We start from the raw sequence: 13,193 nt of genomic DNA, 5'->3' as shown, positions 1-13,193 counted from the left end.
TTTTAGTTATTACTTGCTGTTTTGATTTCCGTTGTCTTGATATCTGTTCCTAATCTCTGTAAGTAAGAAATAAGAGCTACAACTTCTTTTTTCTCAAGTTTTACATCAGGTCTCTTAGCATATTCCTGCTTCAGGTCGTTTGCTTCAGAGAAGATATCTTTTACAATTTTTTTAGACTGGTTATCTGCCCAAGAGTTTGCAGAATCGATTTCAGCTTTTGTATAAGGTACATCAAATGCACTCTTCATTAGCTTCATTTTATCTACCATCTTAGATCTGTCTAGATCTGTAGCGATCAACCAAGGGTAACGAGGCATGATAGAACCTGCAGATGTAGATCTTGGGTTGTACATATGTTTGTAGTGCCAAGAACTTGGGTTTTTACCACCTTCTCTATGCAAATCCGGTCCTGTTCTCTTAGATCCCCAAAGGAATGGTCTGTCGTAAACGAATTCCCCTGCTTTAGAGTACTGTCCGTTTTTACCGTTGAATCTTGTAATCTCATCTCTGAATGGTCTTACCATCTGCGAGTGACAAGCGTTACATCCTTCTCTGATATAAATATCTCTACCTTCTAATTCCAGTGGAGAATATGGTTTAACTGCTGAAATGGTAGGTACACTTTTCTTAAGAGATAGTGTAGGGATAATTTCTACCATACTACCAATTGAGATCGTTAATAAAGATAAAATACCTAACAATACAGGAGTTCTTTCCAACCAAAGGTGAGTTCCTTCTCCTTCTTTTCTTTTTCCGCTGATGTTTGCCAAAGCAGGTGCTTCTGCAGGTACATCTTTCTGGAATGATCCTTTTCTTACTGTAGCAACTAAGTTAACAACCATCAACAAAGCTCCTGTAAGATAGAATAAACCTCCTAAGAATCTCATTTTAAAGTAAGGAATAATAGCTGTAACTGTATCCAACCAGTTTTTCCAAACTAAAGTTCCGTCCGGATTAAATTGTTTCCACATTAACCCCTGAGTGAAACCTGAAATATACATTGGTACCGCATAGAAAATGATACCTAACGTTCCTAACCAGAAATGCCAGTTAGCTAATTTTGTAGAATATAATTTAGTTCTCCACAAGATTGGAATCAAATAATAGATAACACCAAATGCCATGAAACCATTCCATCCAAGTGCACCTAAGTGTACGTGACCAATAACCCAGTCTGTAAAGTGACCAATTTTATTAATGTTTTTTGTTGCCAAAAGTGGTCCTTCGAAAGTTGCCATACCATAACACGTAACAGCTACCACGAAGAATTTCAAAATAGGATTTTCTCTTACTTTATCCCAAGCTCCTCTCAATGTAAGAAGTCCGTTTAGCATACCTCCCCAAGATGGTGCAATAAGCATGATAGAGAAACCTGTTCCTACCGCCTGAGCCCAAGCCGGTAAAGCTGTATACTGAAGGTGGTGAGGACCAGCCCAGATATATACGAAGATTAATGACCAGAAGTGAATAATAGACAATTTATATGAGAATACAGGTCTGTCTGCCGCTTTTGGTAAGAAATAATACATCAAACCAAGAACTGGCGTCGTCAATACGAATGCAACCGCATTGTGACCATACCACCATTGTACGATAGCATCTTTTACCCCTGCATACGCCGAATAAGATTTCCAACCTGTGAAAGATAATGGAACCTCTAAGTTGTTAAAAATGTGTAGCATTGCTACTGCGATCCAGGTACCGATATAGAACCAAATTGCTACATATAAGTGTCTTACTCTTCTTTTTGCAATAGTTAAGAACATATTTGCCCCGAAAATGATCCATGAGAATGCGATCAAAATATCGATTGGCCATTCGTGTTCTGCGTATTCCTTAGAAGTGTTTATTCCCATAAAGAATGTAATGTAAGTCACCACAATCATGATCTGCCAAGTCCAGAAGTGGATCCAAGACAATGTATCGCTGTACATTCTTGTTTTTAATAATCTCTGTAAAGAGTAGTAAACCCCTACATATACGATATTACAAACGAATGCAAAGATTACAGTGGTTGTGTGCAACATTCTTATTCTTCCGAATCCGAACGCACCGTGTGTGTTTATTAAGCCTTGTATATTACCCGAAGCCAAACTATTGATGGTTGTATCATCAGTTCCAAAAAAGAATTCTGGAAGTTCCGGGTAGAAAAGCATTAATGCCGCCGTAAGCCCGAACAAAAACCCTATGATCCCAAAAACTATGGTCGCATAAAGAAATGCCCGAACAATACTGTTGTCATAACTAAACTTTTGTGTTTCCATATCAACTATTCACTTTTTTCTTCAATTTTATTATTTTCTCCTTTTTCATTATCGCTTTCCTTGTTGCCAGTGTCTTCTTTTTCCTTGATTTCATCGGAGTCAAAAAGAATTCTTACAGCCGGAGATTCATCATCTTCAAACTGTCCTTTTCTGGCATACACTATAAATACGACCAAAAAAACCGCAGCCAAAGAAACGCTGCAAAGGATCATTAAATATAGAATATCCATCAGACAACAAAATTAACCTATTTTCGGGGTTCAAATTTAGTGAAAAATAATGACATTCATCACGAAATACGGGTTTTGTCTAATTTAAAATCAGTCTAAATAAGCGCTTTTAAGAGCCTTTTTTGAAATATTTTCTTCCCAGAATCCATGTTGAAAAAGTTGTGAACGAAACCACCGTGATAGAACTTGCAGGCATGATAAGAGCGGCAAAAAGAGGATGCATATGTCCTGTAATTGCGTAACTTAAACCAACAATATTGTAAAGGAAACTGATTATAAATGTCATTTTCACAATGGTGATCGAGCCTTTGCAAACATTTAGGTATCTGTCTAGAGTCACAACCTTTTCACCATTCATGATCACATCAGAAGATGGGGTGAAACTGTTGGAATCATCAGAAATAGCAATCCCAACATTGCTTTGTTTTAATGCTCCGGCGTCATTAAGACCGTCTCCAAGCATTGCTACTTTCATTTTTTGATTCTGAAGATTTTGAATATAATTCAGCTTATCTTCCGGACTTTGGTTGAAAGCCATTCCCTGATAATTGGGAATCAGTTCCTTAAGTTGATCTTCCTCAGAAGAATTGTCCCCGCTTAAAATGAAAACTTTATAATTCGTCAGTTTTTTAAATAAATTAATTAAATTCGGGCGGTACTCGTTTTTAAAAATAAATTTACCTAAAAACTCTTCATTTTTACTGATATAAACCGCTGTTTCAAGATTTTTAGATTCCTGATTATTGTATTTAGCAGAGCCGATTTTATAAATATTACCTCTTACATTCGCTTCATAACCTTTTCCGGATGTCTCAATGAAATTTTCAACCGGGAAGTAATCGTCTTTTACTTCGATAAATTCATACAGTGATTTTGAAAGCGGGTGGTTGGAGTTCTTTAATAATGTTTTAATATTCAGTAAATCAAATTCTTTGATCTCTGAACCTTCGTATTTGATGTTCGATTTCTTTCTATGCGTAATCGTCCCTGTTTTATCAAAAACGATTGTGTTCAATCTTGCTATTTTTTCGATCGTAATGGTGTCTTTTACATAAAACTTATTTCGACCTAAAATCCTCATAATGTGACCGAAAGTAAACGGTGCGGACAACGCAAGCGCACAAGGACAGGCGATAATTAAAATCGCAGAAACGACCTGGAACATTTTCTCCAAATCTACCGTTGCCCAGTAAATTCCCGACAATAATGCAATGCCTAAAATAATGAATGTGAAATATTTACTGATATTATTCGTCAGTGTGTCAAGTCCGGTTTCATGTTTTTTAAAGGCTTCTTTATTCCAAAGCTGTGTTAAATAACTTTGATCGACATCTTTGATTACTTCCAGCTCCAATGAAGAACCAATCTGTTTTCCTCCCGCAAAAATCTTATCTCCGGGCTGTTTGCTGATGCTTTCACTTTCACCCGTAATGAAACTGTTGTCGATATTTCCTTCACCATTAATCAAAATTGCATCAACAGGAATAATTTCCTGATTTCTAACCAAAATTCTATCTCCAACCTTGATTTCTGAAAGTAAAATATTATCCTGTTTTCCGTCAAAATCAACCTTTGTTACGGCTATTGGATAGAAAGATTTGTAATCTCTGTCATAGGAAAGCGCGTTGTACGTTCTTTTCTGGAAAATTTTACCCAAAAGCATAAAGAATAAAAGTCCACACAAAGTGTCAAAATATCCTGGTCCATAATCTGTTACAACCTCGTAAATACTTCTTCCGTAAAGAACCAGAATTCCCAAAACAATTGGGACATCAATGTTAACGATTTTATTTTTTAAGCCATACCAAGCTGATTTGTAATAGTCTGATGCTGAATAAAATACGACCGGGGTCGCCAGCAAGAACATCAATCCTCTGAAAAGTCCTTTGTAATGCTCCATCCAGTAATCTTCTCCGCCAATATATTCCGGGAATGTAAGGAACATCCCGTTACCGAAAGCAAAGGCTGCAATTGCAAATTTTACCAGCAGAGATTTGTCTAAATGTTCAACGTTTTTATCCGCCGTTTCCAGGCTAATTACCGGTTTATAGCCAAGATTTGTTAAAAATATAGCTAATTCGCTTAATTTTAATTCGTTATGACTGAATGAGACCTGTAAGGTTTTTCTTGTAAAATTAACCTGAGAATATTTGATGTTTTTGTTTAAAGTATGAAGGCTTTCCAATAGCCAAATGCAAGAAGAACAATGGATTACAGGAATCTTAAATGTTACAAGACTTGTATTTCCTTCAGAGAAATCGGTGACTTTGTCAAAAATTTCCTGAGTATCAAGGTATTCAAATTGTGAAGAGCTTTCGTCCGGACGGATTCCCGCTCTTTTATTTAATTCGTAAAAATTACTTAAATTATTGGTATTCAGTATTTCGTAGACCGATTTGCAGCCGTTGCAACAGAAAATCCTTTCATCAAATAAAATTCTTTCCTTTTCGATCTCTTGACCACAATGAAAACAGTTCTCGCTCACCTCCATAAATTATTGAACTACAAAATTATAACAATTTTTTTTGTTTATCGAGTTAAAAAGTTCTATTTTTGTGATAAATGTCATATAAAATGTCGCAGGAACAACAGATTGCAATTGAAGAGAGGTTCGCAAGAGTTTTTAATGATAAATCATTTAAGGAAAGACTTACTAGCGCTGATTTTGAGAAATACATTAACGCAAAAAAGAAACTAAGTTTTCAAAAACACGATACGATTTTCGAGGACGGAGAAACTCCAAAAGGAGTATTCGTTTTAGAAAAAGGGGCGGCTAAGTTATCAAAATCAGGAGCTTTTGGAAAAGATCAAATCCTAAGATTTATCAAAGAAGGTGATATCATCGGCTATCGTTCTTTGCTTTGCGGGGAAAATTTCCAGGCAAAAGCGGAAGCAATGACGGACATCGAGGCAACTTTTTTACCTGCAGAAGTTTTCATGTATCTTTTGGAGGTAGATCCTCAGCTTTCTTTCGTGATGCTTCAGAAAATTTCTTACGAATTGGGAGAGTCTTCCAATACGATTACTTTCTTGGCTCAGAAAACCGTTAGAGAAAGATTAGCGGAAATCTTAATTCTTTTAGAACAAAAATTAGGAGTAGATCCGGAAGGTTTTATCAAAATTTCTTTAACGAGAGAAGAAATTGCCAACATCATCGGAACAGCTACAGAAAGTGCAATCCGTTTGATTTCTGAATTTAAAGGAGACAATCTCATCGAAGTAGATGGACGAAACATCAAAATTCTCAACCACGACAAATTAATGAAACTAGGTCACGTAGTTTTATAAAAATCATACAAAACTTTGAGTCGGCCCAGTGCCGACTTTTAACTTTTAAAAAATAGATACATTATGTCTGTTCATTCTGAAATAAAAAAAGTTACGACTGAAACCTTGCGTAAAATGAAATTCGACAAGGAGAAAATAACGATGCTTACTGCATACGATTATACCACTGCGAAAATGGTAGATGCCGGAGGAATTGATGCTGTTTTGATTGGAGATTCTGCTGCAAATGTAATGGCTGGTTTTGAAACCACATTGCCGATTACATTAGATCAGATGATTTACCATTCTCAAAGTGTGGTCAGAGGAACTGACAGAGCTTTGGTTGTTGCAGATTTACCTTTCGGAACGTACCAGAGTAATCCTGAAAAAGCATTGGAATCTGCGGTAAGAATGATGAAAGAAGGAGGTGCTCACGCTGTGAAAATTGAAGGAGGGAAGGAGATTTCAAAATCTATTAAAAAAATTATCAATGCCGGAATTCCTGTAATGGGACATTTGGGATTAACCCCTCAGTCGATATACAAATTCGGAACCTATAAAGTAAGAGCAAAAGAAGAAGCTGAAGCAGAAAAATTAATTGCTGATGCTCAATTATTAGAAGAATTAGGCTGTTTTGCAGTTGTTTTGGAGAAAATTCCTGCAGATTTGGCTAAAAAAGTGACCGAAGCAATTTCAATTCCAACCATCGGAATTGGAGCTGGTGCACATTGTGACGGTCAGGTTTTAGTGTATCACGATATGGTAGGAATGAACCAAGGCTTTAGTCCGAAATTTTTAAGAAGATATCTTGATTTATACACAGAAATCACAGGAGCTGTCGCACAATATGTGAAAGATGTGAAGAATGTAGACTTCCCGAACGAAAAAGAAAGTTATTAATGAATCAAAATCTTCAGACTACTCAGGGAATAATTTCAATTTTGGCCGTTGTTTGCTTAGCGGTCGGTTGGTTCAATTTATTTTCTCCTGAAGTAAATGCAATATTGTCCAAAAGAGTATTTTATATTGTTGTAGGAATAAGTTTTATTCTGCAAGCTCCGTTATTGGCGAACAAAAAATTTGTTTATCCGATTTATGCCGCCGCTGCACTTTGTATTATCGGTGCTTTTTTGCCTTATGGTTCAAAATTAACTGGAATGAAAACGATCGGTCTTTTGGTGGGAGTTATCATTTCGTTTTCCAACAGACCCAATTTCCGCAGATAAAAGATGGAGGAGCAAATTGTATATGAGGACAACCATCTTTTGGTGATCAATAAAAAAGTCGGACAGCTTGTACAAGGCGACAAAACCGGTGATGATTCTTTATTGGAATTAATCAAAGATTTTATAAAAAAAAGAGATAATAAACCTGGAAATGTTTTTCTGGGTTTGGTTCATCGTATCGACAGACCTACTTCGGGTTTGGTGATTTATGCTAAAACTTCCAAAGCATTGTCTCGTTTAACCCAAATGGTTAAAAACCGTGAGGTTAAAAAAACGTATTGGGCCGTTGTGGCGAAGGAAATGATTCCGAAAACACAGCGATTGGTTCATTATTTAAAGAAAAACGAAAAAAATAATAAAGCGATTGTTTTCCCGAAGGCAACAGAAGGAGCAAAAGAAGCAATTCTTACTTATAATATTATTAAAACTTTAGACAATTACCTTTTACTTGAAATCGATCTCGAAACGGGAAGGCATCATCAAATCAGAGCTCAGTTATCTAAAATGGGAGTTCCGATTAAAGGTGATCTGAAATATGGTTCACCACGTTCAAATCCTGATGGCGGAATCAATCTTCATGCAAGAAAATTGGAATTCGTTCATCCTGTTACGAAGGAAAATGTTGAAATCATTGCTCCTGTTCCTCAAAACGATGCGATTTGGAGAGCTTGCTAAGAGTAAATGATAACAATAAAAGTTAGAACAGGGAAACTGACTAGATTCGGTTTCCCTTTTTATTTTTTCAGGAGCTATTTCCCGCTTTCCATTACAATTCCTCATTACGCGGCTTCACTTCGTTCCGCCGCTCCATTGCGGGATTTTCATTGCAATCGGGGCTAGGGTGGTGGTCATAGATTTAAATATTGACAAGATATTCACAACGATTGCCATTCTGTATGAATTTCATCATAAATAAAACTCAATCATCTGTGCTATCTGTAAAATCAGCGAGAGATTTTAAACGCAAAAATTTATTTCATTGATTGCCAAGTTTAAGGAGCAAAGAAGAATCAACAAGTTGATTTGACGAAGCAGTATTTTCAAGCTTCACGGAGCAAATTCAATGCCTTTGCTTATCTAAAAATCAAAAATTTAAATCAAAAAACTTTGCGTTTAAAAACAAAAAAGCAATATTTTCAAAACTTCCAGCCTCCATCATCCCGCTTCCATCTTTTCTCAAAAATTTTGCCCATTTCAAAAAAATGTCTAACTTCGCCTCACACTTTAGGGGTGTCTGTTGAACAAACAGGCTGAGATTTTACCCTTTGAACCTGATTTCTAGATCATACTAGCGTAGGGAAAAGTAGATGACTTTTGCTGTACATTCTATTGTACAATGACAGCCATTCCTAAGGTGCATTTTAAAAATGTAAGGAATGGAGCTCACAATCAACCACACGACAAGAAATTTTGAAGTACTTCCCGAAAGCCTGGAGGCACTCATTGCTATGGAATTACCTGAAAAGAAAAAAGGAATTGCCGTAGCGCTCAACAACCGCATTATTCCGCAGTCATTCTGGGCGGAAACATTTCTCAACAACAAAGATTCAATTTTAATCATCACTGCTACTCAAGGCGGCTAATTTTCTATAAAAAAACAAAAATTATATGGCTCATAACATCACCCGTTCGCCGTTCCCGAACTCAAAAAAAATCTATGTTGAAGGAAAAATTCATCCAATCAATGTAGCGATGCGCGAAATACAACTAAGTCCGACAAAATTATCCAACGGAACTTTAGAACATAATCCTTCTGTTACTGTTTACGATACATCAGGAGCTTACACCGATGAAAATTCTGAAATTAATATCGAAAAAGGTCTTCCAAGAATCAGGGAACAATGGATTTTAGACAGAAATGATGTAGAAATTCTAGACGGAATTACTTCTGAATATGGAAAAGGCCGATTGGCCGATTCAAAACTTGATGAATTGCGTTTTTCTTACAACCACAAACCAAAAGTGGCTAAAGAAGGACAACAAGTTACCCAATTATATTACGCAAAACAGGGAATCATCACTCCTGAAATGGAATATATTGCCATCCGAGAAAATCAAAGAATCGAGCAATTGGATTCTGTTTCAAAAGATATGGCTTTTCAGCATGAAGGAAATAGTTTTGGAGCGAAAACGCCGAAAAATAAAATCACACCTGAATTTGTAAGAGATGAAATTGCAGCCGGAAGAGCGATTATTCCCAACAATATCAATCACCCGGAAAGTGAGCCGATGATTATCGGACGAAACTTTTTGGTTAAAATTAATGCTAACATCGGAAACAGTGCGGTTTCATCAAGCATTGAAGAGGAAGTTGAAAAAGCAGTTTGGGCTTGCAGATGGGGAGCCGATACGATTATGGATCTGTCAACCGGAAAAAATATCCATGAAACCAGAGAATGGATTATCAGAAATAGCCCGGTTCCGATTGGTACAGTTCCAATTTATCAGGCATTAGAAAAAGTAAAAGGTGTTGCAGAAGATTTAACATGGGAAATTTTTAAAGATACGTTGATCGAACAGGCTGAACAGGGCGTTTCTTATTTCACAATTCACGCAGGAGTTTTGTTGAGATATATTCATTTGACGGCAAAACGTGTGACGGGAATTGTTTCCAGAGGTGGATCGATTATGGCAAAATGGTGTCTGTTTCATCATAAAGAAAACTTTTTGTACACGCATTTCGAGGAGATTTGTGAAATCATGAAAAAATATGATGTCGCATTTTCGTTAGGGGACGGTCTTCGTCCGGGTTCAATTGCTGATGCTAATGACGAAGCGCAATTTGCAGAATTGGAAACTTTAGGTGAATTAACGAAAATCGCATGGAAACACAACGTTCAGGTCATGATCGAAGGTCCCGGTCACGTTCCGATGCACATGATTAAAGAAAACATGGAGAAGCAATTGGAAGTATGTGATGAAGCTCCGTTTTACACTTTAGGACCTTTGACGACAGATATTGCTCCGGGTTACGATCATATTACTTCGGGAATCGGAGCGGCAATGATCGGGTGGTTTGGTTGTGCAATGTTGTGTTATGTGACACCAAAAGAACATTTAGGACTTCCGAATAGAGATGATGTAAAAGTTGGAGTGATTACCTATAAACTGGCTGCTCATGCTGCAGATTTGGCGAAAGGTCATCCCGGAGCGCAGTACAGAGATAATGCTTTAAGTAAGGCAAGATTTGAATTCCGTTGGGAAGATCAGTTTAACCTTTCATTAGATCCTGAAACAGCGAGATCTTACCATGATGAAACACTTCCGGCAGACGGAGCAAAAATTGCGCATTTCTGTTCGATGTGCGGTCCAAAATTCTGCTCAATGAAAATCACGCAGGAAATCCGTGAATCTGCAGAAAAAGGAATGCTCGACAAATCGCAGGAGTTCATCGAAAAAGGGAAAGAAATTTATATATGATCATCGTAATCACTCCCGAGGAAATGATTCAAAATGAAACTGAATTGATCAATGAATTATTTCAGGAAGGATTGGATTTGCTTCATATCAGAAAACCTTTCATTAATTCAGAAAAAATGATGGATTTTATTCAGAATATAGATTCTAAATTTCATCATCAATTGGTTTTGCACAGTCATTATGATTTGGCGAAAGATTTTAATATTTTAAGATTTCATTTCAGAGAAATTGATAGACAAAATAATTTGTTTAAAAGCTTTACAGATAGTATAATTTCGACATCGGTTCATGGTATTGAAAGTTTTAATGAATTGAATGAAAGTTGGGAATATGCTTTTATCAGTCCGGTTTTCCCAAGTATTTCTAAAAAAGGATACGGTGAAAATTCGAATATTTTAAATGATATCAAAAGACGAAATAATTCAAAAGTAAAACTGATCGCTTTGGGAGGAATTAATGAAAATAATATTCAGGAAGTTTTTGACAGTAAAGTAGATGGAGTGGCTTTATTAGGAGCGATTTGGAAAAGTGATGAACCTTTAAATGTTTTCAAAAAATGCAGATAGAATGTCCTTTTGTAATGAGTGTTGCAGGTTACGATCCAAGTGGTGGAGCGGGTTTGTTGGCAGATATTAAAACGTTTGAACAATTGAGAGTTCAAGGCTTGGGAATTTGTACTGCAATGACTTTACAAACCGAATCTGAATTTTATAATCTTCAATGGCAGCCGATTGATGAAATTTTATCGGCAATAAATGTTTTAATGAAAAAATATCAGGTTGAAGTTGTGAAAATAGGGGTTGTAAAGGATGCTAAATTTTTAAGTGAAATTATTAAGATAATTAAAACCAATAACTCCGAAGCCAAAATCATTTGGGATCCGGTTTTGAAAAGCACATCTGAATTCTCTTTTTTTGATTTAAATACCATTTCAGATTTAAAAAATATTTTAAACCAAATTGATTTAATCACTCCAAACTATAATGAATATAAGCTTTTAAAAGAAAATCGTCTTTTTAAAGATCATGAAAACTCATGTTCAATTTTAATAAAAGGAGGTCATAGAGAAGATAGGATAGGAACAGATATTTTAATTCAAAATGGAAAAGAAATATGCATTGAACCCAATGATACGGGTTCCAATTTTTATCCAAAACACGGTTCCGGCTGTGTCCTTTCTTCAGCTATTGCAAGTCATTTAACAAAAGAAGAGAATTTAGAAAAAGCCTGTAGAAAAGGAAAATCATACATCGAAAAATTTTTAACAAGTAATCCAAATTTATTAGGATTTCACCATTAAAACTTTGTAGTCTTCGTTAAGTGAAACGGCTTTGTGAAACTTAAAAACAGCATAAAATAAAAACATTGTGTCCTTTGTGTTCAAATTAAAAAAAAATGGAAAAATTACAATACATATCTCAGGGTTTCACCATAGAAGATCAGGAGCTAAATATCAGAAAAGCTCTTGATAACGGAATAAAATGGATACAGGTTCGTTGGAAAAATGCTCCTGAAAATGAATTTATAAAACTTTGTGAAATTTCAAAAAAATTATGCTCAGATCATCAAACGGTTTGCATCATCAACGATCATGTTCATATTGCAAAAGATCTTGATGCAGACGGCGTTCATTTGGGTTTAAAAGATACATCCATTGAAATTGCAAGACATATTTTAGGCAAAAATAAAATCATTGGAGGAACTGCGAATACGATTTCAGATGTTCTTCAAAGAATGGACGAACCATGTGATTATATCGGATTAGGGCCTTTAAAATTTACTTCGACTAAAGAGCAATTGAGTCCGATTTTGGGTTTTGAAGGATATGAAAAAATCATTAACGATTTAAAAGAAAAATCATTAAAAATTCCCAAAATATTTGCGATTGGCGGTGTCATTCTGGAAGATATCGAACGATTACAGGAAATCGGAATTTACGGGGCGGCCGTTTCAGGACAAATTACTAGTCAGCCTTCTGTTATTAACCAATTTAAAACCATCTTACAATGAAAAATCAACCTTTAATTATAGCAGACAAAACTTTCGAATCACGATTGTTTTTAGGAACAGGAAAATTCGGAGACCTTTCAGAAATGACCGATTCCATCATCGCCTCAGAAAGTGAACTGGTGACAATGGCATTAAAAAGAATTGATGCCAATTCTTCGGAAGATGATATCTTAAACGCTTTAAAGCCAACAAAATCTAATCTTTTACCCAATACATCGGGGGCAAGAACAGCAAAAGAGGCCGTTTTAGCAGCACAATTGGCAAGAGAAGCCCTGGAAACGAATTGGATAAAGCTAGAAATTCATCCCGATCCGAAATATTTATTACCCGATCCGATTGAAACGCTCTACGCAACAGAAGAATTGGCAAAACTAGGATTTATCGTAATGCCTTATATTCACGCAGATCCTGTTTTATGCAAACGCTTGGAAGAAGCGGGAACAGCTGTTGTGATGCCCTTAGGAGCACCGATTGGAACAAATAAAGGGCTAAGAACATTGGACTTTTTAGAGATAATCATTGCTCAAAGTAATGTTCCGGTTGTCGTTGATGCAGGAATTGGAGCTCCTTCTGATGCTTCGAAAGCTATGGAAATGGGAGCAGATGCGGTTTTGGTAAATACAGCAATTGCAGTTGCACAAAATCCGGTTAATATGGCATTGGCTTTTAAAGAAGGAGTAATTGCCGGAAGAAGAGCTTTTGAAGCGGGCTTGGGAGCGATTTCTAATCATGCGGAAGCATCAAGTCCGCTAACTTCCTTTTTGTTTGATTAAAAC

Annotated in this window: 13 protein-coding genes and 1 riboswitch; of the genes, 10 read left to right on the top strand and 3 right to left on the bottom strand. The window is 36.2% G+C overall.

Annotated elements, in window-relative coordinates:
- Positions 1–2: 2 nt before the first annotated feature.
- The 3 genes from ccoN to ACKX2A_RS10290 all read right to left on the bottom strand — a co-directional run bounded on the left by ccoN (position 3) and on the right by ACKX2A_RS10290 (position 4,979).
- The gene (ccoN, locus tag ACKX2A_RS10300; protein WP_415324365.1) at positions 3–2,264 is read right to left on the bottom strand and encodes a cytochrome-c oxidase, cbb3-type subunit I; all 2,262 of its coding nucleotides are present in this window, start codon (positions 2,262–2,264) and stop codon (positions 3–5) included.
- Positions 2,265–2,269: 5 nt separating this feature from the next.
- Positions 2,270–2,494 (bottom strand): cbb3-type cytochrome oxidase assembly protein CcoS, encoded by a 225-nt coding sequence (gene ccoS / locus ACKX2A_RS10295; RefSeq protein WP_415324364.1) that lies wholly within the window; start codon positions 2,492–2,494, stop codon positions 2,270–2,272.
- A 109-nt stretch (positions 2,495–2,603) separates the two neighbouring features.
- The gene (locus ACKX2A_RS10290; protein WP_415329395.1) at positions 2,604–4,979 is read right to left on the bottom strand and encodes a heavy metal translocating P-type ATPase; all 2,376 of its coding nucleotides are present in this window, start codon (positions 4,977–4,979) and stop codon (positions 2,604–2,606) included.
- An 89-nt stretch (positions 4,980–5,068) separates the two neighbouring features.
- Between ACKX2A_RS10290 and ACKX2A_RS10285 the strand changes: the two genes are divergently transcribed.
- From ACKX2A_RS10285 to ACKX2A_RS10240, 10 genes are all read left to right on the top strand, one after another.
- A complete protein-coding gene (locus ACKX2A_RS10285; protein WP_415329393.1) occupies positions 5,069–5,782 on the top strand; it encodes a Crp/Fnr family transcriptional regulator in 714 nt (237 codons plus the stop codon).
- A gap of 63 nt (positions 5,783–5,845) precedes the next feature.
- The gene (gene panB / locus ACKX2A_RS10280) at positions 5,846–6,661 is read left to right on the top strand and encodes a 3-methyl-2-oxobutanoate hydroxymethyltransferase (protein ID WP_415329392.1); all 816 of its coding nucleotides are present in this window, start codon (positions 5,846–5,848) and stop codon (positions 6,659–6,661) included.
- Complete coding sequence (locus tag ACKX2A_RS10275) at positions 6,661–6,987, top strand: hypothetical protein (RefSeq protein ID WP_415329390.1); 327 nt, start codon at positions 6,661–6,663, stop codon at positions 6,985–6,987. Before panB ends, ACKX2A_RS10275 begins: the two co-directional genes overlap by 1 nt.
- A gap of 3 nt (positions 6,988–6,990) precedes the next feature.
- Positions 6,991–7,662, top strand: a complete 672-nt coding sequence (locus ACKX2A_RS10270; RefSeq protein WP_415329388.1) for an RluA family pseudouridine synthase — start codon at positions 6,991–6,993, stop codon at positions 7,660–7,662.
- A 541-nt stretch (positions 7,663–8,203) separates the two neighbouring features.
- Positions 8,204–8,304: riboswitch (TPP riboswitch) on the top strand.
- Between the two features lie 59 nt (positions 8,305–8,363).
- Entirely contained in the window at positions 8,364–8,570 is a 207-nt protein-coding gene (gene thiS / locus ACKX2A_RS10265) for a sulfur carrier protein ThiS (protein WP_415329386.1), read from the top strand.
- 25 nt (positions 8,571–8,595) lie between these two features.
- Positions 8,596–10,407, top strand: coding sequence for a phosphomethylpyrimidine synthase ThiC (gene thiC, locus ACKX2A_RS10260; protein WP_415329385.1), 1,812 nt, complete (start codon positions 8,596–8,598; stop codon positions 10,405–10,407).
- Positions 10,404–10,973 carry a thiamine phosphate synthase gene (locus ACKX2A_RS10255; protein WP_415329383.1) on the top strand — a complete coding sequence of 190 codons (570 nt, stop codon included), beginning with the start codon at positions 10,404–10,406 and terminating at the stop codon, positions 10,971–10,973. Before thiC ends, ACKX2A_RS10255 begins: the two co-directional genes overlap by 4 nt.
- Positions 10,964–11,707: a hydroxymethylpyrimidine/phosphomethylpyrimidine kinase gene (locus ACKX2A_RS10250; RefSeq protein ID WP_415329381.1), complete on the top strand. Its 744-nt coding sequence runs from the start codon at positions 10,964–10,966 to the stop codon at positions 11,705–11,707. Before ACKX2A_RS10255 ends, ACKX2A_RS10250 begins: the two co-directional genes overlap by 10 nt.
- A 95-nt stretch (positions 11,708–11,802) precedes the next feature.
- Complete coding sequence (locus tag ACKX2A_RS10245) at positions 11,803–12,417, top strand: thiamine phosphate synthase (RefSeq protein ID WP_415329379.1); 615 nt, start codon at positions 11,803–11,805, stop codon at positions 12,415–12,417.
- Positions 12,414–13,190: a thiazole synthase gene (locus tag ACKX2A_RS10240; protein ID WP_415329377.1), complete on the top strand. Its 777-nt coding sequence runs from the start codon at positions 12,414–12,416 to the stop codon at positions 13,188–13,190. Before ACKX2A_RS10245 ends, ACKX2A_RS10240 begins: the two co-directional genes overlap by 4 nt.
- Positions 13,191–13,193: the final 3 nt, after the last annotated feature.

Origin of the sequence: Chryseobacterium sp. MMS23-Vi53 (genome assembly GCF_047651245.1) — a bacterium.
GTDB lineage: Bacteria > Bacteroidota > Bacteroidia > Flavobacteriales > Weeksellaceae > Chryseobacterium.
This window is presented reverse-complemented; position numbering and strand designations above follow the sequence as displayed.